This is a genomic window from Flavobacterium palustre, assembly GCF_014639535.1.
In the GTDB taxonomy this organism is placed as follows: domain Bacteria; phylum Bacteroidota; class Bacteroidia; order Flavobacteriales; family Flavobacteriaceae; genus Flavobacterium; species Flavobacterium palustre.
In genome coordinates this window covers 24,356-47,017 of sequence record NZ_BMGA01000010.1, presented here as the reverse complement: position 1 = coordinate 47,017, position 22,662 = coordinate 24,356, and the positions used below count along the sequence as shown (strand labels likewise).

Annotated in this window: 20 protein-coding genes and 1 tRNA gene; 9 read left to right on the top strand and 12 right to left on the bottom strand. The window is 32.0% G+C overall.

Annotated features, from left to right (window positions below):
• The first annotated feature begins 629 nt into the window (after positions 1 to 629).
• The 8 genes from IEV84_RS15320 (at position 630) to IEV84_RS15285 (ending at position 6,685) form a co-directional block, all read left to right on the top strand.
• A complete protein-coding gene (locus IEV84_RS15320; RefSeq protein WP_188495504.1) occupies positions 630 to 1,235 on the top strand; it encodes a hypothetical protein in 606 nt (201 codons plus the stop codon).
• Between the two features lie 88 nt (positions 1,236 to 1,323).
• Positions 1,324 to 1,569, top strand: coding sequence for a hypothetical protein (locus tag IEV84_RS15315; RefSeq protein WP_188495503.1), 246 nt, complete (start codon positions 1,324 to 1,326; stop codon positions 1,567 to 1,569).
• 142 nt (positions 1,570 to 1,711) lie between these two features.
• Positions 1,712 to 2,617: an IS1595 family transposase gene (locus IEV84_RS15310; protein WP_188495502.1), complete on the top strand. Its 906-nt coding sequence runs from the start codon at positions 1,712 to 1,714 to the stop codon at positions 2,615 to 2,617.
• Positions 2,618 to 2,647: 30 nt separating this feature from the next.
• Complete coding sequence (locus IEV84_RS15305) at positions 2,648 to 3,304, top strand: hypothetical protein (RefSeq protein WP_188495501.1); 657 nt, start codon at positions 2,648 to 2,650, stop codon at positions 3,302 to 3,304.
• A 45-nt stretch (positions 3,305 to 3,349) separates the two neighbouring features.
• The gene (locus IEV84_RS15300; protein WP_188495499.1) at positions 3,350 to 4,219 is read left to right on the top strand and encodes a chromate resistance protein ChrB domain-containing protein; all 870 of its coding nucleotides are present in this window, start codon (positions 3,350 to 3,352) and stop codon (positions 4,217 to 4,219) included.
• A gap of 60 nt (positions 4,220 to 4,279) precedes the next feature.
• Positions 4,280 to 4,780, top strand: coding sequence for a hypothetical protein (locus tag IEV84_RS15295; protein WP_229732712.1), 501 nt, complete (start codon positions 4,280 to 4,282; stop codon positions 4,778 to 4,780).
• Between the two features lie 13 nt (positions 4,781 to 4,793).
• The gene (locus tag IEV84_RS15290; RefSeq protein ID WP_188495496.1) at positions 4,794 to 5,960 is read left to right on the top strand and encodes a chromate transporter; all 1,167 of its coding nucleotides are present in this window, start codon (positions 4,794 to 4,796) and stop codon (positions 5,958 to 5,960) included.
• A complete protein-coding gene (locus IEV84_RS15285; protein ID WP_188495494.1) occupies positions 5,957 to 6,685 on the top strand; it encodes a superoxide dismutase in 729 nt (242 codons plus the stop codon). Before IEV84_RS15290 ends, IEV84_RS15285 begins: the two co-directional genes overlap by 4 nt.
• Positions 6,686 to 7,109: 424 nt before the next feature.
• On the opposite strand, the gene IEV84_RS15280 is transcribed toward IEV84_RS15285, so the two are convergent.
• From IEV84_RS15280 to IEV84_RS15245, 8 genes are all read right to left on the bottom strand, one after another.
• Complete coding sequence (locus tag IEV84_RS15280; RefSeq protein WP_188495492.1) at positions 7,110 to 8,402, bottom strand: type II toxin-antitoxin system HipA family toxin; 1,293 nt, start codon at positions 8,400 to 8,402, stop codon at positions 7,110 to 7,112.
• Entirely contained in the window at positions 8,402 to 8,749 is a 348-nt protein-coding gene (locus tag IEV84_RS15275; RefSeq protein ID WP_188495490.1) for a helix-turn-helix domain-containing protein, read from the bottom strand. The genes IEV84_RS15280 and IEV84_RS15275 overlap by 1 nt, the downstream gene beginning before the upstream one ends.
• Before the next feature lie 117 nt (positions 8,750 to 8,866).
• Positions 8,867 to 9,382: a hypothetical protein gene (locus IEV84_RS15270; protein ID WP_188495488.1), complete on the bottom strand. Its 516-nt coding sequence runs from the start codon at positions 9,380 to 9,382 to the stop codon at positions 8,867 to 8,869.
• Position 9,383: 1 nt separating this feature from the next.
• Positions 9,384 to 10,589, bottom strand: a complete 1,206-nt coding sequence (locus tag IEV84_RS15265) for an SIR2 family protein (RefSeq protein ID WP_188495487.1) — start codon at positions 10,587 to 10,589, stop codon at positions 9,384 to 9,386.
• The gene (locus IEV84_RS15260) at positions 10,590 to 15,470 is read right to left on the bottom strand and encodes a DEAD/DEAH box helicase (protein ID WP_188495486.1); all 4,881 of its coding nucleotides are present in this window, start codon (positions 15,468 to 15,470) and stop codon (positions 10,590 to 10,592) included.
• A gap of 210 nt (positions 15,471 to 15,680) precedes the next feature.
• The gene (locus IEV84_RS15255) at positions 15,681 to 16,337 is read right to left on the bottom strand and encodes a P-loop NTPase family protein (protein WP_229732710.1); all 657 of its coding nucleotides are present in this window, start codon (positions 16,335 to 16,337) and stop codon (positions 15,681 to 15,683) included.
• Positions 16,324 to 17,220, bottom strand: coding sequence for a transcriptional regulator (locus IEV84_RS15250; RefSeq protein WP_188495485.1), 897 nt, complete (start codon positions 17,218 to 17,220; stop codon positions 16,324 to 16,326). The genes IEV84_RS15255 and IEV84_RS15250 overlap by 14 nt, the downstream gene beginning before the upstream one ends.
• Before the next feature lie 24 nt (positions 17,221 to 17,244).
• A complete protein-coding gene (locus IEV84_RS15245) occupies positions 17,245 to 17,532 on the bottom strand; it encodes a helix-turn-helix domain-containing protein (protein WP_188495484.1) in 288 nt (95 codons plus the stop codon).
• Positions 17,533 to 17,932: 400 nt separating this feature from the next.
• On the opposite strand from IEV84_RS15245, the gene IEV84_RS15240 reads away from it, so the two are divergent.
• Complete coding sequence (locus IEV84_RS15240) at positions 17,933 to 18,103, top strand: DNA-directed RNA polymerase subunit alpha C-terminal domain-containing protein (RefSeq protein ID WP_188495483.1); 171 nt, start codon at positions 17,933 to 17,935, stop codon at positions 18,101 to 18,103.
• On the opposite strand, the gene IEV84_RS15235 is transcribed toward IEV84_RS15240, so the two are convergent.
• The 4 genes from IEV84_RS15235 to ribB form a co-directional block, all read right to left on the bottom strand.
• Positions 18,083 to 19,576 carry a hypothetical protein gene (locus IEV84_RS15235; RefSeq protein ID WP_188495482.1) on the bottom strand — a complete coding sequence of 498 codons (1,494 nt, stop codon included), beginning with the start codon at positions 19,574 to 19,576 and terminating at the stop codon, positions 18,083 to 18,085. The genes IEV84_RS15240 and IEV84_RS15235 overlap by 21 nt on opposite strands.
• A 176-nt stretch (positions 19,577 to 19,752) precedes the next feature.
• The gene (locus tag IEV84_RS15230; protein ID WP_188495481.1) at positions 19,753 to 21,000 is read right to left on the bottom strand and encodes a site-specific integrase; all 1,248 of its coding nucleotides are present in this window, start codon (positions 20,998 to 21,000) and stop codon (positions 19,753 to 19,755) included.
• Between the two features lie 285 nt (positions 21,001 to 21,285).
• A tRNA-Ser gene (locus IEV84_RS15225) sits at positions 21,286 to 21,370 on the bottom strand.
• 157 nt (positions 21,371 to 21,527) lie between these two features.
• Complete coding sequence (ribB, locus tag IEV84_RS15220; RefSeq protein ID WP_188495479.1) at positions 21,528 to 22,661, bottom strand: 3,4-dihydroxy-2-butanone-4-phosphate synthase; 1,134 nt, start codon at positions 22,659 to 22,661, stop codon at positions 21,528 to 21,530.
• Between the last annotated feature and the right edge of the window lies 1 nt (position 22,662).

Genomic DNA, 22,662 nt, shown 5'->3' with positions numbered 1-22,662 from the left:
AGGCTTGAAAGAAAGACGATACTTATAGTGTAAGATTTATTACTAATAGGAACGGTATGGCATCGGCTTTTCCGTTAAAGCAATTACTGCTGTTTTTCTGGCAAATAAAAAATAATACTCTTGCCGGGGATTTTGGTTTTGTGGGTGCTTAACTAGTGTTTATATTCCGTTTCCTGTATTCAGACTGGAAATTGCTATGGAATTGATAAAGCACTTACAAAAGCAATGCAACTACTTCCTATTTAAGCACAAAGCAGATAAAAACAGCTAACGCAAATTTAGTTAATAGTAATAATAACACTAAAGTTTCTAATGAAATACAGCACATTGTTAAAGCCAGTGGCGAAGGACGGTATTTTTTTGTAGCTGGGTGATGCGATGGGAGCTGCAAAAAATGTTGTCCTGGAGCCACTGGCAAGCGCGTTGGGTGTGCGGCTTTTTTACATAATGTTATTATAGTGCATACGGTAACTTCTTTTGGATTGCGATTTTGTTGATGCACTATAATGCCACATTATGTAAAGAAGCTTTTGGGGAAAAAATTACTGGCATGAGTTGCGGAGCGTACGGGTTATTGAGCCAATAACCATGACAGTAATTTTTTTTGAGCGTTGGCAAAGGAGTGGCTTATGAAATGTAAAACGTCTTTTTACCAACATACGAAAAAGAATGTTCTCGTTATTGGAAACTTAATTAGCGAAATGAATCAATCGGCAACTTTTTGTTTAGGAATACTTGAAGTAAATGAAAGTTTTGTACAACTCGAAGAGATAATGATTAAGCTTTCTGTTTTTTGTCTCTATTTACTTTTGAAAAAATTACTTACTTTTGTTGCAATGTATAGAAAGTCAATTTACATATTGTTTCTTTTCATAGCTTGTTTTATTCAATTAGGACATAGCTTATTTCCGCATACCCACATAGTAGAACATCATCACGATGGGAAACACCATCATCATCACGAAGAACAATCGGATGAAAGTCCATTGTCATTATTATTTTCTCATTTTAACCACTCTTCAGATACTTTTTCCAATAGCCAATTAGAAGAGGTTGTAAAAATCATTAAAGAAGTTCCGAATCAAGACTTTGTACTAAATTCAACTTCAGTTTTTACAGATTCAATTGGATATTATAATAAAAATGAAGTAGTTCGAAATAATGAACCGCTTATTTTTATTTCTCCCCATTTACATTCCTTACAGTTTCGTGGTCCGCCCACAATTTTTAGCTAAACTATTCATTATTTGAATTACAGGACACTTATTGCCTTTTTGGGCTTTAAGTTATTTTCATATATACAACTTTCTAAAAACAAAATCAATGAAAAAATTATTGCTTTCAATGGCAGTTGCAGGAATGTTATTTACTGCTTGTAATGGTAAAAAAACCGAAGAACACGGACACGATCACACAGATGGAACGCATCAACACGAAGATGGTGCAGCACATCCGAATCACGAAACCGATTCTGTTACCCAAGAAGAATTTACTGTTGGCAAAGATAGTACAGCTACAAAAGAAGCGCACGACCACCAACACGAAAATGGCGAGAAACACGACCATTAATTAATTTTTTGATGCCTGTAATTATTGTAATTACAGGCATTAAATTAAACTTTATATTATATGAAAATAGATAAAAATAAAATTTGATTGTCCGTAATCAATCATAATTAAAGAAAAAGTGTTATTTTTGATAAAAAAAAGGATGAATCTATTCAGTTTTACTGCAAATTTTGGCAGCGAAGAAGCTTGCAGGCTTCATTTTAAGGAAGAGAGAGATAAAATTGGCGTTCAATGCAAATGTGGAAACAAAGATCATTTTTGGATAAAAAGTAGATGGAGTTATGAATGTAAAAAATGCAGGAGCAGAATTTCATTGCGAAGTGGTACTATAATGCAAAGTTCTAATTTGTCCTTTTTAATTTGGTACAAAACGATATTCCTGCTTACGGCCACCAAAAAAGGTTTTTCAAGCAAAGAAATTCAAAAACAATTAGGTTTGAAACGCTACGAACCAGTTTGGTCTATGGTGCATAAGTTGCGAAAAGCAATGGGCAATCGAGATGCTCGTTATACTTTAGAAGGGATGATTGAATTTGATGAAGGATATTTTACTGTTGAGTCTTCTAAAATAGAACAGGAGAAAGGAATTCGCGGACGTGGTGCTGTTGGAAAATCCAATGTTGCAATTATGGCTGAATCAACTGTTTTGGAAGATATTGAAACAGGAGAAAAATCAAATCAATGCAGGTATTTTAAAGCAAAAGTTTTAACAGATCATACTTCTGAACAAATTAATGAAACAATTCAGGAATCTATTTCTGAAAAAAGTATTCTTTTTACAGACAAAAGCACATCCTATATAGATATTGCAGATTATGTTGAGATTCATATCACTGAAAAATCGAATAAAGAAACAACAACAGAAACTTTAAAGTGGGTACATATCGCAATTAGCAATGAAAAAAGAAATTTCTTAGGGAATTATCATAAAATTAAAGGGAAATATCTTCAGTTATACCTAAATGAGTTTGTCTACAAGCTTAACAGGAGATATTTTGAAGAAAAATTATTCGACAGGCTAGTAATAGCAAGCATTACAGGATTATAACTAAAAACGGACAATCAAAAAATAAAATCAATGAATAAATTTATTTGGATTCTGGCTACACTTTTATTGGCAACATCTTGCATTGACAATCGAAAAAGTTGGCTACAGGAATATAAAAAAACAAAATGTGCTTGGTTAAGTACTAAAGAAAAAGTAAGATTAGAGAGCATTCAAAACTCAAGACAATTGAATCCAGAATTGATTTCCATAAATCAAAAGATAACCCGAATTATAAAACCGATTCAATCTGAAATAGCATTACTTAATCATCGGATAAACGAAATTAACATTAAATATCTGAATAAGAGTCGTAAGATTTCAGAAGCTCACGAACATATTTATGGACATATCTCTACACCGGAATTTGAAAAAGAATTAGAACAAAATGACAACAATAATATTCGTGAAATAACTCCTTTAAAAAATAAAATAGCTTTTTTGCAATCTAAATTAAATCAGGATGCAACTTATTTGTATTTGATTGCAGAGCAAAATAAAATAAAAGCTAAAATTGCTGTAATTACTACTGCTGTAAAAGACAAACATCAAGTTACTTTTGATAGTTTACAAAAAGAATTAGACCGTCAAAACTATGATTACAACTATATTTTACAAAAATTAGATAGAAACGAAAGGCAAAAATTTAGTAACGAAAAAGCAAGGATTAAACAAAAACCGTGTAAATAATTTAAAACTGTCAACTTTTTAATTGTACCCAAAAAAGAATTACAGATGAAATGGATTACCAGAGAAAGACCTAAAATAGATAGAATTGCCTGTCCTTGGCTGATAAAGACGTTTATTGATAAAGAAGCCGAATTTATTTATGTTCCATTCAGCGAAGTATTAGATAAAGCAAAAGCCTTGGATGCCATTCCGTTTGATATGCCTGATGTAGAATATACCCACTATAAGGACAAAAGCTCTTTTGATTATATCATTAAAAAACATAAAATTACTGATCCCGCTCTATTGATAATTGCGGAAATTGTTCGTGGAGCAGATACAGACAGACATGATTTAGCAAAAGAAGCTGCTGGACTTTGGGCAATCTCAGCTGGACTTTCATACAATATCAAAGATGATTATGAACTTTTGAAAACCGGAATGGTTATTTATGATGCGCTATACAGTTGGGCAACACATTTATACAAGCAAAATCATTTACAAAACAGCCCTTTTGAAAAACTGTTACACGAAGTATATCAAACATTTTTAAAAGAGAAAAAAGTAAGTAAAAAGAAAACGCCTGCCTGGGTTAAAGATTTAAAAGCAATTATTCAGGATCAAATAGATACCCAATTTACTTTTGACTTAAAAAAAATATCTAATGATTTGGAAATAAACCCTTCCTATCTATCAAGAGAATTTTCAAAGTATTTTGACGACCTTAATTTTGGAGATTATGTTAGAAAATTACGAATAGAAAAAGCCATAACTCTTATTCAAAATTCAACCTATACGCTTACTGAAATAGCTTATATGACGGGTTTTTCAGACCAAAGTCATTTTACGAGAATATTTAAACAAAGTACAGGGAAAAACCCTTCTTTTTATCGTAAAAAATCACAAAAAGGTAATTCAGATACAAAAGGTAAATAAGATACTATTTATACCATCCTGACATCATTAGTTTTGTCGTCATAAAATAAATTAATGATTATGACACAAATAAGATTAGCCATCCTTTTTGCTTTATTGGTATTCAATACCTCTGTTTTTTCTCAAACCTCTTATCCCAAAATAACGGGGTATTTTGGTGTACTTCATCCAATAGCTACTTTTAGTTCTGAGGAAACGAATGTAAATTTCAGAGATTATTACGCCGTTGGTTTTCCAACAGGAGTCAATATTTGGAAAAGCTCTAAAATTGGATTTTCATTTGAAGTAGTTCCCAACATAAAATCAGAAGACGGAATCAGCAAAATGAATAATTTGTTATTCCATCCCGGAGTATTGGTAGCATTAGGGAAAGGTTACACCTTTGCAGGAAGGGCTGCTTTTGAAACGAATGGTAGATATGGTATAACGCCGGTTTTCAACAAAACAGTAATAAAAAACACCAACAGTAGTTATTATGTGGCTGTTCCATTACCAGTACGATTTGGGAACGAACATCCAGCTACATTTACTGTAGGTTTCCAATTTGGTATCGCTTTTTAAAACATCTTGAATTATGGAAAAGAACCCAATATATACTTTAAAGGAATTAACCCTTTATTTTCTGAAATTAGGAACAATGGGGTTTGGTGGACCAGTAGCCTTGGTTGGTTATATGCACAAAGATTTAGTCGAAAACAGAAAATGGATTTCAGAAGAAGAATATAAAGAAGGTCTAGCTTTGGCACAATTAGCTCCAGGGCCATTAGCGGCACAATTAGCTATTTACCTTGGATTTGTACATTACCGTTTTTTAGGGGCAACTTTAATAGGTTTTGCCTTTATTTTACCTTCTTTTATAATGGTAGTGCTATTGGGAATCGTTTACAAATTATATGGAGGTTTGTCTTGGATACAAGCCGTTTTTTATGGCATAGGCGCAGCAGTTATCGGTATTATCGTAATGAGTTCCTATAAACTGACCATAAAATCTATCGGAAAATTTAATCTATCTTCTTTCAAACAAAATTGGCTGTTGTGGCTGTTTTTTATCGTTGCTGTAATTGTAACATTGGTTACACAGCAAGAACAGGTTTTGTTATTTATAGTAGCAGGATTTTTATATATGTTTGTTAAAGCTCCTCCAAAATGGTTTAATAATAAAACTACCAATTCTATTGTTTTGTTACCAATGGGCTTTTGGAACTATGACAATTCTACTCTCGTGAAAATTGCCATCTTTTTTGCCGAAGCTGGAGCATTTGTATTTGGTAGTGGATTGGCAATTGTACCCTTTTTACATTCGGGAGTTGTGGTAGAAAACCAATGGTTGACGGAACATCAATTTGTAGATGCAGTTGCCGTTGCAATGATTACTCCCGGTCCCGTTGTTATTACTGTTGGCTTTATTGGTTATTTGGTTGCCGGTTTTCCAGGTGCTTTGGTAGCTGCTTTAGCCACATTTTTACCTTGTTATTTATTTACGATTGCTTTGGCTCCATCTTTTAAAAAAATCGCGCAAAATAAATCTATCAAAGCTTTTGTGGATGGAATTACAGCAGCTGTAGTTGGAGCATTGGTGGGAGCGGTTGGAGTAATTGCATCCAGAAGTATTTTGGATATTCCAACAACACTGATTGCTATTTCCACCATTTTTGCTTTACTTTATATCAAGAAAATTCAAGAACCCTACATTATTGCTGTTGCAGCAGTTGTGGGAGTTGTTATAAAATTAGTACTATGAACCGAAAAGAGTTTTTAAAATCAAGCACCTTGTTTGGTGCAGCAGCATTAGTGCTTCCTACTACAAATGCCTTTGCTGAAAATTTAGCCGATAATTCAATTGATAAATTGGTAGATGCCAATGGTAATTACATTCAACAAACATTGCCCTATAGCGAAAATTTTCTGGAACCCTATATGGATGCTGAAACCTTACATCTGCATTATACTTTTCATCACGGTGGAGCAGTAAAAGGAGCAAACAAGGACATGCAAATGATAAAAAAAGCATTGGACGAAAACAATTTGGAAACAGTTGATTTTTGGACAAAAAAACTATCTTATCATTTTTCATCACATATCTTACATTCCATATTTTGGACAAATCTCACGAATAAAAGCAACTTACCAAAAGGAGATTTACTCAAACGAATTGAGAAAAGTTTTGGTAGTTTCGAGAGATTGAAAGTTCTAATTGCTGCCACGGCGAAAAATGTGGATGGAAACGGTTGGGGAATATTAGCTTACCAGCCTTACAGTGATAGCTTGGTAATTTTGCAATGTGAAAACCACGAAAAACTAACGCAATGGGGTGCAATACCGATATTAGTTATTGATGTTTGGGAACACGCTTATTATTTGAAATACAAAAACAAACGTACTGATTTTGTGGATGCCCTTTTTAATATTATCAATTGGGATAATGTGGCATTACGATTAAACGATGCGTTAAAATTGACATTGTAAAATTTTGAAATTAGGGTAATTATTCTGTAAAGATGTTTGTTATTAAAGGCTGATGTTCTTTTCTATTATCTATAAATTAATTGTCTAATTCAATTGTACAAAATTTTCGTTTATTTGAAGTTTTTTAAAATTTCAACAGAAATTCAATTGAATATTAGTTTAAAACTATTTTTTATAGCACTCATTAAATCAACTTGAAATAATGAGTGCTTTTTCATTGATAGCTTTTTAATTATGGCTGAAAAGCAAATTACTTGTTTTTGTGCTAGAATAAAAACATGAAAGTAATTTTTTTCTAGCGTTGGCAAAGGAGTGGCAACTGGAAACTAAAATCCCCTCAATTTTTCGAAAATATCTAGTTGTATTTCTAATGGGACTTCGTGAGGACTGTTTGAATTATTTTGTGTTCTAATTTTTACGTTTTTTATAAAATTAAATGCGATTTGCTAATTTGTTCCATAAAGTTATTATTTACTTTGGCTTCTTCTGCGAATGTTGTCCATTTACTGACTACATCATTAATTTGTTGTATAATTAAGGGTGCTTTTTTTATATTCATTGATTTTGCTACGATTAACAAATCTTCTTTTGTGATGTCTTTTCTTTTTCCATTAATGCTTAAATTGTGTTGGCTTACCCAAGTACTTTCCGGACGGTAGGCAAAGCAAACATCATAAGCAGGAGTCAATTCCCAATTTTCATTTTGTTTTAATCTAAAGGCAAAATTTTTGGTATGATCATCACAATTTCTAGCAATTACATTAAAAGCCATTCTTCTAAAAAGTTGTTCTGCTTGCGGATAGGGTAATTTTAATAACCGCATTGTTTGAAATAACTGCTCGTAGCTAAAACTTGTTATTTGATTAAAGTCATAATGTTGCATAGCGCACAGTGTTTGGATATGATGTTTGGTATCGCCATCTTGTCTATCAAAACGTTTAGTCATAAAATGAGCTCTACCATTTTCCTCCATCAATCGACATTCCATCATTTCTATTTCACAAGCTTTTGCCATGAGATAATAGGCCATTTCTATTCTGCCATAACCTGTACTTTCTCCAAATTGGACATCACTTACTGTATCTAATTTAATTAGCCAATGTTCAAATCCTTTTGGAGCATTGGTTTGTCCAGATTTTACTTGTCCTGTTTTTTCATTGTATGCTATAATTGCTTTAGGACGAGCTCCTCCTGCTGAAGTTCCAATTTTAAGAATGTCTAACATGGCTTTTTGTTCGTCTTCGCTTAAGTTGGTTTCAAATCCTTCTCGTTTTTCCAGCATTTTTTGTGAGATATTAACTAAATTATCTACTTCGATGTCAAATGCTCTTTTATTGGCTTTGAATTGTGAAGGTTCAAATTCTAGCGCACCCATACCACGAGTTCCAATGAAACATAACATTTCAACAGGATTCATACTGTTTTCGGGACGACCATTTTGGGCTAACCAATTGTTTATTAGTTGATTCCCATAATCGTCTGGAAGTACATCTGCTAATAATCCAGGTAATCCTTTGAATGTTTTTATATTTTTAAGTTCCGGAAAGGAAAAGATTCTACGGTTGCTACTTGCCAATGGCATTTTTAAAGGTGCCAAATCCCATTTTTTTGTTATGAATTTAGGGTCATATTCAAAACTTGCAATCCCTGTTTCTACATTCCAGGCTACAGCACCCACTGTTTCATCCCATATTTTAATAAAAGCGGTTGTAATCATTACCAGTCTGATTTTTTTGAATTATCACTATCACTATTTCTAGCACGTTGTCTTTTTTGTTGGTCTATTTTTGCCAGTTCAATTGGACTTATTTGCTCCTGAATTTTGAAAACATCCATTATATAAAGTAAATCTAAAACTCTTAGTACTTGTAAAAGGGTAGGTACTGTAATGGCTTCTCCTTTTTCTAATAAACTTAATGTTGAGCGGCTTATGTTTGCTTCATTAGCGACTTCTTCCTGAGTTCTATTTTGTACTAACCTGTGGTGTTTTATAAATGCTCCAATGGTTTGTGCCAGTGCAACATCGCTCATTGCAATCCAGTTTATGTATTGTTTATCATTCATAAAGTGCTTATTTTGGTTTTAGTGACTGATATGTCATACAAATATAATAAAAATAATTATTTAATAAACCTAGTTGGTTTATTATACTATTACAGGTTTATTGTATTGGTTTTTAGTTTATTCTATTGAAAATGTAGCACTGTTATTAAAGTTTTCGTTCTCATTGTATTTAATATAGCCTAATTGATTGGTGTGGATAAAATTTTTACTAATACCTATATCGATGTAATCATGAATTTTATTTGTTGTAGAAACCTCATTTTTATTAAGCATTATTCCTTTCATATTTTCCTCTGTAACAATCATAGTATCACTATAGATTGATGGAAAAATGCCAACACCCATTAGGAATTTATTGTTTTTATCAAGAGTTCCAATTGGTTTGATTATTAGTTCTCTTGCACTATCGAGATTAAATTCGCTAAAAGGTTTAGATTCATTACTATTATCTAATACTGCTACAACTTCGCAAATAATTGAATCACCAATTGAATTATTTACTTTTAAAAAACTACCAATGTTGCCAAAATAATATACTTTCCCATCAATATTAATAGTTGAGACCTTAGTATTATGAAAGAGTTTTACTCTGAATTTATCATATTCCACCGAAACAATTTTACCTATTTTCATATTAAGGTTTTTTATTTTCAGTTATATATTTTCGAAGTAGCTCAATTTCATTATTATGCATATTTATATCTGGTATAAACTTATCAATTATGTTGTTGAAATAATGAATTTTTGCACCAGTACTATCATATCCATAAATTTTAAATATCCTATTGTCGTTTATTTTAGAAATTTCTTTTGAAGATAAATCATTAAAAATAACAACATTGATAGTAGAATTAGTTGCTAAAGATTGGTAAATAATATTATTAACGTGTTCATCACTAAAGCTGTAACCTATTACAAATATTACAGTATTTGGCTCCAATAACTTTTTTTGAAACTCTCTAAAAAGTTCAGTATAAGGACTCCCTAAACTTTTATTTTGTTTTGTAGGAGTAGGATAAATTAAGACGTTGTTTGAAGAATCATATACTAAATTTTTCAAAGAAGTTTCTTCACGTATATTGAAAAAAGTATTTGCATTTGAAATGTCCTCCAACCAGTTGACTGAACCGTGAATTTTATATAAATAAACCAAATTTTCAATAGGTTCATATTTATCAATACTGGTATCCATTCTTTTTGAAAAAGTATAGTTAAAATACGCAGGATTAAAAAACCGATTTATACCACCACCAAATCCGTTGATATATGAAATATTTAAACTATCTAACGCATATTCATTAAACATATCATTATTAGTGGTAAAAATACTTATACGCGATAAATCCTTGTTTCGAAAACCTACTTTATGGTAAAAATTCTTATAATTATTTAATTGGGCTTCATGTTTTGAATCATTAAAATCAATATTAATCTCAGTGTAAATTACCCTTTCTATAACTTCAATAACTTCTGTACAAATTTGTAATTCACCACCTTTAGAAGCATCACTAGAAAAATATATTTTAGAAGAATATAAGATCCCTAATAATTCTTCTAAATTATCAGGGTCTTTTAATGTAATTGATTCATAAAATGCTACATGGGTTTTAGATAGAGACGTAATTTCATTTTTAGCTTTTGTAACTAGTTCTTTCATTGTAGGAATAGAACCACTACTTGTACCAGAACCAAATAAAAAGCAAATGTTCTTCATATTGAAGAAATCATTCATCTTTTCCTTAATACCTTCAATTAGTTGTTCTTCGTCTTTAAAATTAGACGTTAAATCTTTTACTCCTTGATAAAACTTAATTGCTATTTTTGGTTGGGTCTTGGTCATTTAGAACTTTAGTTTTGGTAAATTGCTAACTATATCTACAGTTTGAACAGATACATTGATTATGCTTAATAGTAAATCTAAAATATATCGTGGATTTTCAACTTCGGTAGCCCAGTCGTTTGGATTGTTGGTGATACCGCTGTCCTTATGTGTAGTAACTTGATAACGCTCCATAATCCATTCGATGGCAGATTTACCATTTACAATATATTCGTATGCTTTTTCAGGAATATTTGAAATTACGATATGATTGTTGTAAATGATAGTGTCTTTTTGGTTCTTTTTAGGGAACTTCATTTTATCAACTAAAAAATTGTTTTTGTCTTCCCCGATAACACTAACGCTATCATAAGGAGCAACATTTTCATAGTTTAAATGTAACTCTGCTAATTGACGACCGGCTTTAGAGAAAACCCAAAAATCTTTTACTTCCTCTAACAATGGAAGTTTTGGTAACATTTTCTTTAAATCATTTGCAAAGGTTTCTCTGTATTCATTTGAATGTAAAAAGCCATATACATAATAGAAAATATCTTCTTTGGTTACATTTTTACCATATAGTTCTTTTGCTCTTCCTAAAATAAAATCTGAAATAGCATCTCTACGGATATAATCTTCACCATTGCCTTCATCAAATAATCCTTTTTGTGCTGTTTTGTTTTCTTCGAAATAATAGAGTGGAAAACATTGAGCTTTTTCTATCGCATCAAGATTCGGAATAGAATTAGAAATAAGTACGGTGAACGCCTTTGATGCACCAGCACCAGTAATACTAATAACTAAATTTGATAAAGTGTTTTTTGGAAAAAACATAGGACTTAAACCTGGACTTTCTATAAAAGGTTTGTCAAAATATAAGTTTTGTTTTGTAAAAGGACGATAAACACATTTTCTAAATTCATTGGATTTAAAAATATGAGTAATCCCATTAGTAGCATCTTTTCTCAAAGCTCTAGTCCAGCTAATTTTAGTAGCATCGTTATCAATAAATTGCTCTATACTTAAATTTTTTAAATTTTGTTTAGCAGTTACAAATGCATCTTTTTGTTGATTATAAAAATCTATCATTGATTGCATGTTTTTTTCAATTTCTTTTTTTGAAAAATTATATGTCCATGCATCACGATTGGTTGCAATACCTATTGCGTATGTATTAAATATAGATTGAGTCTTTAAATCAAACTTTTTCTCAGGAACTAATGGAATAAAATTATCAAAAGCATCATTACGCATACTTAACCAATCCCCTTGCTCATTCGGTTGTAATGTAGTTAATTCAAAATTTGGATTTAAAAATGTTTTGTTTTCTAAAACAATTTTAAGTTTGTCTTCACGTGTTAAATAATCACCAATATCATGGTAATGGATTCTAGCTTTTTCGCTATTAGATTCTGGATTTTTAACTAATAAAGTAATTGAAATAGGTGTACGGGTACCACCACCAAAAACGTTACCCGCTTCCTTTTGTCTTAATTCACCACTTGTTCTTGCATTTCCTCTTAAATTATAAACGAATATGGAATCAAACTCTTTTTCAAGAGACTTACGAAAACCATCTGTTGAATTCCCATCTAACCATGCACCATTTGAAACGAAGGCAACAATTCCTCCATTTTTAGGGTCTAAACGGTCTGTTGACCATCTGAATGCTTTGATGTAGGCATCATATAATGATTTATTTAAACCTGCATTTGAAGCTTTAGCGTAGGTATCCGCAATACGTTTGTCTAATTTAGGGTAAGACTGATTTTGTGCGTTATCATTAGCCGATTTTTGACCAATTGAATAAGGTGGATTTCCGATTATAATACGAACTGGTGCTTTTTGTTGGTCTTGTACACGTTTTGAGTTTTTCGGGAACATCTCATCGAATAATTGTTCACCATCTTTTGTTTCGCCTAATTGGAAAGTATCTGTTAAACAAATACCTTCAAATGGATGATATACTTCTTTACCAATGCCGTCATTAGGGTCTGGTGTTAGGTCATGAAATACGTTTTCTATATTTATTGAAGCAATGTAATAGGCTAATAAAACAATTTCATTAGCATGAATTTCTTTTTTGTATTTGCGTTCTAAATCTTCTGGACGAATAACACCTGATTGCATTAAACGTGTAATGAAAGTACCTGTTCCTGTAAAAGGGTCTAAGATATGCACGTTTTCGTCTGAGATATTACGGTTAAATTCTTTTTGCAATACATCGGCAACGGAATGGATAATAAAATCTACTACTTCGGTAGGTGTATACACAATTCCCAACTGCTCCACCATTTTAGGGAAAGCAGTTTTAAAGAACTTATCGTATAATTCTAAAATAATCTTTTGCTTTCCTTCTGCATTATCAATACCCGAAGCACGCATTTTTACAGATTCGTAAAAGCTTTCTAATGTCTTTACATCTTCTTCTATTGTCTCTTCTTCTAATAAGTCTAACATCTTTTGCATGGATTGACTCATTGGATTGTTTTCAACAAAAGAATAGCCTTCAAATAATGCATCAAATACAGGTTTTGTAATGATGTGCTGTGATAACATATCAATCGCTTCTTCTTTACCTACAGAAGGATTGATATTTTTGCGTAAACCTTTTAAGAAATTTTCAAATTCTTTCTCGTGTTTAGGTGAATTTTTTATCAATTCTAAAATGCGTTCTTTTTGACGTGTTGCAATTTCTCCTACAGATTGCGCCCATTGTTCCCAATATCTACGGTCTCCAACTTTTAATACCATACGCGCAAATACTGCGCTTTGTAATTCTTCAAAATGAATTTGTAGTTGGTCGTCAATTATTTCACCTGTAGAACCATCATAGCCATCTTTAACAAAAGGGTCTCCATTTTCATCAAATCCAATACCTGAACCTCCCACTAAAATATTGGAAGGTTTCTTTTTATTTAATTCAATTTTATTGACAGTAGCATTAAATCGGTCATCGTGAGCACGTAATGCATTTAAAACAGACCAAACTACTTTGAATCTCTCGTTGTCACTTAAGGCATCTTCTGCACTAACGTTAGCAGGTACAACAACCGGAATTATAATATAACCATATTGTTTGCCTTCGGATAAACGCATTACACGACCGACAGATTGTACAACATCTACTTGACTGTTTCTTGCTGATAAGAACATAACTGAATCGAGAGATGGTACATCAACCCCCTCTGATAAGCATCTGACGTTTGTTAAAACACGACATTCATTATCTTTTGGTTCGTCTTTTAACCAACCTAATAATTCGTTTCGTTGTGTAGCCGACATAGAACCGTCTATGTGTTTTGACGCTACGGAAACTGTTTTGTCTCGGAATTCCTTTGGTAATGAATCAATATAAGTATCAGAGACATCATTAAATGTATCTGTAATAGTTTGCGAAGTCACGATAGTTGAACAGAAGGCAACCGCTCTACGCATTGGATTAGGGTCTGATGACTTTACCAATCCCTCATCGCCAAGGACTTGCTTTGAAAGTGCATTGATACAACCAATTAATTTAGGCATATCATCTACTTTTATTTCACTTTCTGCATTTGCAATCATAGATTGAATTACTGGAGGCACATCATTTTCACTTAATGTGAGAATAAGTACTTTGTAATCTGTCAATAATTTTTTCTGCACGGCTTCTCCGAAACCAATACGATAGATTTCTTCACCATAAACATTTACATCGTCCATTGACCAAAGCATAGCATCTGCTTGAGCAGCTTTACTTTTGGTTTCATTGTCATATAAACGAGGTGTTGCTGTCATGTAAAGTCTTTTCTTTGACTTTAAAAAATCATTATCATGAACTTTTGTGAAAGCTGATTCGTCATGACCAGATAATTTAGCACCAGTTGTTCTGTGCGCTTCATCACAAATAATTAAATCAAATTCACTGTATTCGGGATATACTTTTGATAATTCTTTTTGAGCTTTTGAGATTACATCAATAGACTGGTATGTTGAAAACACAACAGTCATTCCATCATTTGCATGAGTTTTTAATCTTCTGAATTGATGAATAATATTTGGAACATCTGTAGATGCTGGTAATGCTAAATCGATAACCGAAGTTGTATCTATATCATCGACTTGTTTTTTCTTTTTAGTGATTTCAGGATCTGAACAAATACAAATTGGATTTATTTTTACCATTGCCTGAGCACTCCATTCATTTAAGGTTTGTCCTAGCAATGCAATGGAAGGTACTAAAAACAGTACTAAGCCTTTGTCTTTAGTTTCATTTTCAGCAATGCGCAACGAGGTAAACGTTTTTCCAGTTCCACAAGCCATTATTAATTTTCCTCTATCATTTTCTTTAAAATGAATGTAGGTACTTTCTAAAGCATTTTTTTGATGTTCCTTTAATGGATATTTTTTTGTTCTGGCTAGTTCGCCTGTAATATTGTTTTCTAATTTTTCCCAATCTACAGGAGCATTTGCTAAATCATAAATATTTATACGAGAAACAGGAGGTCTTTGGTTTTTTAAAGACTCTGTGGCATTTGAAGACCAATTATTTGAAGTGGAAATCCACAAACATTGTGAAAAATGAGTGGTTTGTAAGTCTTCATTTTTAAAAGACCTACTTGATGTTGATAGGAAAGTATCAACTGCTTTTTTATCAATTACTGTAGTTTCTGCATAACATTTACATTGTATAGCCCAATAGTCACCGTCATTTGTCAAAGCTACTAAATCAATACCTGTATCATTACCACCTAAATCAGCTTTTGAAGGAAATTCATTCCACATCCAAACTTTTTTAAATAGATTGGCATATTTAGGGTCTGTTAATAAATATGCTTTTATTAAACGTTCAAAACGTTCTCCTTTATCTTTTTCTGAAAATGAAATTTTACGGTATTTTTCTAGGATTTTATTGAAGCTCATTTAATTGTAAATATGTAGGTTTTTATATTTCTTTAATTTCCTTTTTTTAGGATTCAAACTTAATGTTTTATTAGGACATTATTGAGACATTGACAGTAACAATTTATTAAAATCATATTGATTTGGTTGATTTTAGAATGTTTTTTAAATAATGGATATTAGTATTGGTTTTGAATTAGTAGAAGTGTGGATTGCTAATAATAAACTAAATTATCTTTTGTCTTTAGTATCCCTGTCAAAAGCTATAAGGTTAAACATCTGCCTCATCCGAGACCGTACCCGGTCACCATAGCACGCTTCGAGTTCCGAAGCGGATAGGTTAGTGGTCACATGTGTTAGTGTTTTTTCGTGGATGAATGAATCGTAACGGCTGAGGATAATTTCGGCCATTACATTGCATTCGTTGCCGAAATGTTTGATTTGTTTTTCGGTTCCCAGGTCATCAAAACAATAGGTGTTTAGTTTGATTTGCTTGTATTCTTTTTTGGTGAAAGGAAATAAGGCATCGTATCCTTTAACGGCAAATTCAAAGGCGATGTCTCTACAGGGTTTTATTTTGTAACTGTAGTTATGTGAACAGAAATAATTCAGCAAATACATTAACGAAGTTTTACCACAACCAACAGGCCCCGACAATATGATTCCTTTGTTGGGATTTAGATTTAATTTTGTTGTTGAATTTATATCTCGAATGGCATAGGTAATTAGTTTCCTGATAACCGGGATGTCTTCCTCGTAAATTTTGAATTGGTTACCAAAGTGGTAATGTCCAATGATTTGTAATGCCGCTAAGCATTTGTCGAAGTCGTACATTTTGATGCCATTTTTCACTACAAATGTTTTTTGAATTTCGCTATAAGGGTTCATCGTATTTTTTTTGGTTTGACGTTTTTAAATTCCCCGGAATCGGATTTGATATTACCATTTTGAGAGGCTTGAAGGTTTGCAAGTTTAAAATCCAATTATTGGCTGAAGCTTGCCAATTGTACATTTTGGATTTTCCGCCGACTAACCAACCGTTACTCTGGAAATGATTAAAAAATCGTTCGGCTTCGATTTCTTCGGTATTTTGTGAAACGAAATATTGTTTTACATCATCGAATTTTGGTGGGATTTGTCCCTCGTCCCTCGCCCCTCGACTCCGCTCGGGATGACACGCTCGGGATGACATGCTCGGGATGACATTTTTTGAATTTTCTTTTTTTTCGCGCCACTTTTTTTTCTTCTTTTCTCTTGGTATCAAATTTTCAATTTCAAAATCTTCACCATCTGATTTTTTTTCTTGTGCGCTCTCGTTTTCAAGATTTAAAGCGTTTGTACTGTTTGTATTGTTTATATAAGATACCAGCGCTTGTCTAGGAGTTGGTAAGGTACTTGTCTTGTACTTGTTCACTACTTGTTCAATAGGTTGTTCTTTTTTTGACCTTCTTTGTTCTTTCTTGCTTGGTTGCTCCAGGCTTATTTCCAAGCTGTTTACGTAGATTAAACTGCCTTTGAAAGGATTATGGGAAGGTTCGTATTTTATGTACTCTTTTTCGTGTAGTTCATTAATGCATTTATGATATGTTGCTTTGGAATAAATTTTACTGATTCGCATCATTTCATTTCTGGTAATGCTTATAGGATTTTGAAAACGGTTGACATTCCAAGTTTGAAATAATGCCATATACAAACTCACGTGTGTAGGATTTAGGTCGGTATCGTAACTGATTTTTTGAAAGAATCCCGAAAGGTGTTTGATATAGTTCATAGTAATTCAACTAAATGTTATGCATTATTTGAAGAGGGTTAATTTGGCCGCTTTTTTATTTCGCTCCAGAATTTTATTGATATCATCCTGATCATAATAAATAGTTCCTCCAATTTTGGTAAAGGTCAGTGTACCATTTATTCTGAGGTTTTGTAAAGTTCCCGGTGATATGGCTAACAATTCCAGCACTTCTTTTGATTTGAGCCATTTCTGTTTGTTTTGGGGATTTGCATTTAAAAGCTGCGCGAATTCAGATAGTAATTCTGTTTTGAATTGATTCAGGTCTTCTTTTGTAAGTACTTCGATAGCCATAGTTATACATTTTATTAATTTATTATGGCAAATAGAGTTCATTTGAATACACCAAAACAGTTACAAAGGGGTTACAACCCCCTGAAAAATAAACTAAAAACATAAAAAAATAATTAGATTTTAATTTATATTTTGTCAAAATGACTTGAAATAAGGGTATTTGTTTAAATTTGTGCGAGAATAAAATAATTGAGTGAAAACTCAATACATATAGCGAAAGTTAAGTAGAGCCACAGAAAACCGCCAAAACATTCTATAACAGCTCACGAATTAACTGTTCGCCTACGCAATGCGTGGGCTCTGTTAATCGTGTGCTGTGGGTGCTTGGCGGTACCTCTGTGGCTGATAGCAGATGTCCCACGCAGCTTGTTTTTATAACTATGTAAAAACGATTTATTTTATGAGAACAAATGAAGATTTTACTCCAAGTGCTGAATTGCTGAGTTTTATGAAGTTTAATAATCTTCAAACGTTAGCCGAATTATTATCTATTTCAGATGAAGATTTAGTAAAAATGCGTGGCTTTGGGTATCGAATTTTAAAGGAAATATTAGAGCTTCGTAAAATTTAAGAGGTTTTCAATTTTTAATTTTACTGCATCAGAAGTACTTGTTTCTACATTATAAAATTTAGAACGTAAACTATCAAAAGAAATTGATTCTGTCATGTCAGTTTTAAAAATTTCTGTGGCTACTTGAAGCACTTCTTTGAGGTTATTGTTTTTTATTAATCCAGCTTTAATTAGTAAATTAAGAACATAGGCTAATTGTGCAACTGAAAGATCTAAGTGTATTTTATTATGATTATGGTTGCTTTCCTCACGATGTTCTATTTTCTTGGTGAGTTCCGTTTTTCTTGATAGGAATTCAATTTCTTCTTCGAGCCAGTTATAAATTTGAAATTTAATAGAAGGGAGATTTTCTTTATATGAAACGCAATGCTTGTTTTTAGATTGGTTGTAGATTTTTAAATAATCGAACATTAGGTTTAACTTTTCCATTTCGGTATCACAATTATTAAACTCATTTTTTAAAATAGAAGTTATATAATCGAAAAAATTAAACATATTGACATGCATTTCTATCAGCCAATTGCACCATTCTAATTGAGTTATTCCGTTTGGATTTTGATATATGAATTTCGCAATATCAATTAGATATTTTTTAGAGTAATTGTATTGGTAATAACTAATTTTTTCGTGAGTATGTAAAGTAGTCAGATTTAATAATGGTTCGAAAATTATTTGTAATAACTCTTTATCGATAACCATTGATAGTAAAGAATTCCGGACGAATTCTATTTTAGAAGCGATTTCAACTTCATCAATTAAAACCGTTCGGTAGGGTACCATCGATTTATCATTTAAATAATCTATGTATTCTCTTTCAAGAAATATGAGCAGCTTTTCCAAATGGGAAAATTGACATTTTAAACAATCTATTTTATCATAATTATTAGAGTATTCATATAGTTCTTTTTTGGATTTAGGTTCTATATGTTTGATCAATAAATGTAATTGAGATTCTAAAGACAACTGGATTTTATGAATAAAGTGTTCAATTTTTAAATTTGATTTATAATTAAATACTTGTTCTTTTATAGCTCGTTTAATGTTGAGGTTTTCATTTTTTAAAATTTGATGTGTATAAAATAAGTTGCGTTGTATGACTGGTATTTCATTAATCGAACATTTTTCATATACATAAAATTTATTTGTGCATTCAGGATGCTTTGCTATAAAAATATTTTCACCGGTAAATTCGATTATTGATTTTAAAACTGGAATAAATTCTACAAATTCATTGAAATGAAATATTGATTTCAATTCTAATTCTTGAACTTTAGGATGTAAGGAGTGAAATGTTTGGCAAATTTTTAAATTATCAGTGTTTTTGTTTTTATTGATTTCTATTTCAAAAATTCGATATGAATTATTTTCGTTATTACTAAGTGCTTCAAAAATGGTTTTGTTTGAATTAGTAATTGGGGAAATCGTTTGACGAAAGATTACATCATAACATTCAAGTAAATATGATATTTTCATAATGAGTATTAAAAATCCTATTGTTTAAATATTAATACACGTTTTATTAGGATGAAATTTGTTTTTGGAATTTTTAATCATTTAATATCAATTGTGGCTATTTGATATTAAATTCTTGCGCAATTTAGAGTTTTATTTGTAATTATCTTACAAATAATTTAACATTTTAATATTTATTAGTTAACTGATTTTAGATTAATACCAATAGCTTTATTTGAAAATATATCTTTTAGAATTTTCATGTCTTCTCCAACTTTTTTATCCAGGACTTTTGCGTAGTGTTGGGTAGTTCGTAAATTTTTATGACCAAGCATTTTACTAACTGATTCAATAGGGACTCCGTTTGTTAGTGTGATTGTAGTAGCAAAAGTATGTCTGGCGATGTGGAATGTTAGTTCTTTTTTGATATTACAAACTGTCGCAATTTCTTTTAAATAGGCGTTCATTTTTTGGTTGCTAAAAATAGGGAGTAAGCGGTCCTCATTAATTGCCTGCGGATGATTTTCGTATTTTTCAATAATCATTTGGGTTACCGGAAGTATCGGGATTTTAGAAGCTGATTCTGTTTTTTGTCTGTGGGTAAATATCCACTTTTCGCCGTCGATACCAAAGCTAATATGTGATTTGGTAAGATTCTTTACGTCGATGTAAGCAAGTCCCGTAAAACAGCTAAAAATAAAGATATCTCGAACTAATGAAAGTCTGTCGGTTCCAAAATCTTTATTGATTATGTCCTGGATTTCGTTTTCGGTAAGATAGACTCTTTCTACTTCTTTTACTTTCGATTTATAATTAGCAAAAGGATTTTTCTCAATCCAGTGATTGGCTAAACAAATCTTGATAATCTTATTGAAGTTCTTAATGTATTTTACTGCTGTATTATTGGAGCAATTACGAACAGTTCTCAAATAGAATTCATAATCGGTGATAAAGGCATGGTCAATTTTTACTATCTCAATATCCGAAACATTGTATTTCCACATTAGAAAATCTTTGGTGTGCTTTAAAGAGGTTTCATAGCGTTCTAAAGTTCCCGGAGCATATTCTTTTCCGATAAGTGCTTTTATTTTATTATTATGATCCTGGAAGATGGGGATAAGTGTCCTGGTTCTTTCTGAAGTACCAAGTAATCTTTTTTTAAATTCTTCAATAGTAAAGGAAATACCATCTTTTAATAGTTCATATTGTATTTCATTGATTTTATTTTTTACAAAATCAAGTATGCTATTTATTGAACGTGCTTCTTCTGAATTGCCCTTCATTCTGCTGGTACTTGACGACCATTTGGTTGGATCAATGAATTTTTTTGTACTATACTCTAATCTTTTTCCGTCTACTGTCAGCCTAACATAAATTGGAAATAACCCTGCTGAATTACTCTTTGTTGATTTTGCATAAAAATGCAAGGTGGTTTTTACTTTCATTTTGGTAACCTTTAAATTATACAAATAAGTTATAATAAGGTTTGTCTATTTACAAGATGTTCAAAAAATGATAGTGCTAAGAACTGGGTTGTAACCCCCAGTAAAATCAGATGATTCTCCGTTCTAGCTAATCATTTTGCGAGACCCAATATTTTGATTTTTTAGGGTCTCGATTTTACTCCTTGAAATTTGATAAAGAATGTATTATTTGAGAGTTTCTTAAAAGAAAAAACCCCGAAAATCATAAGATTTTCGAGGTTTTGATAACTTTTGAAAGTTATTCTGCGGAGAAAGAGGGATTCGAACCCCCGGACCTGTTACAGTCAACAGTTTTCAAGACTGCCGCATTCGACCGCTCTGCCATTTCTCCAGTATGTTGCTATCGTTTTGTGATTGCGAGTGCAAATATAGGAGGTTTTTCCAGATAAAAAAACATATTTGGATAAAAAAATCAGCTATTTTTTGATAGCTGATTTAAGTGATTTATTCTGTGTGAGTTAATCTGTTTCGTTTTTTAGAACGATAGTTTAATAGTGTACATATTCTGTGATTTCTAAACCATAACCAATCATTCCTACACGTTTGGTTTGTGTACTATTAGATACCAATCGTATTTTGGAGATATCGATATCGTGTAATATTTGAGCACCAATTCCGTAATCTTTAATATCAATGACTACTTTAGGGGCTTTCATAGTTCCTTCGGCTTGAAGTGTTTTTAATTCAGTGATACGATTAAGCAGATTTACAGCCGACATATCCTGATTGATAAAAATTACTGCACCACGTCCGTTTTCGTTGATTATTTTAAACATATCGTCTAGTTGCTGGTCAACGTTGTTAGTTAAAGTACCTAATAAATCATTATTTACTTGTGAAGAGTGGATGCGGGTTAAGATAGGCTCTCCTGTATTCCAGGTTCCTTTTGTTAAAGCAATATGAATTTGTTTGTTTGTGATTTGCTCGTAGGCTCTTAAGCGGAAAGTTCCAAAACGGGTATTGATGTCAAAATCTTCTTTTTTAACAATAATACTGTCGTGTTGCATTCTGTAAGCAACAAGAGCTTCGATTGACACAACTTTGATGTCGAATTTTTTTGCAATTTTTACTAATTCAGGTAAACGGGCCATTGTACCGTCTTCGTTCATTACTTCGACAATAACTCCTGCTGGTTTAAAGCCTGCTAATCTGGCAAAATCTATAGCAGCTTCTGTGTGTCCAGTTCTTCTTAAAACACCACCTTCTTTAGCAATTAAAGGGAAAATGTGTCCAGGTCTGGCTAAATCCTGTGGTTTTGTTTTAGCATCTATTAAAGAAAGTACCGTTTTAGCTCGGTCAGCGGCTGAAATACCTGTAGTTACCCCATTTCCTTTTAAGTCAACTGATACGGTGAAAGCTGTTTCCATGTGGTCAGTATTGTTGGTAACCATTGGTTTTAAATCCAATTCTTTACAGCGTTTTTCGGTTAGCGGAGTACAAATTAATCCACGACCATGTGTTGCCATAAAGTTGATCATTTCAGGTGTTACTTTTTCGGCTGCTGCTAAAAAATCACCTTCATTTTCTCTGTCTTCATCATCAACAACTAAGATTATTTTTCCCTGACGAATATCTTCAATTGCTTCTTCAATTGTGTGGAGTTGTATTTTATCTGTGACCATT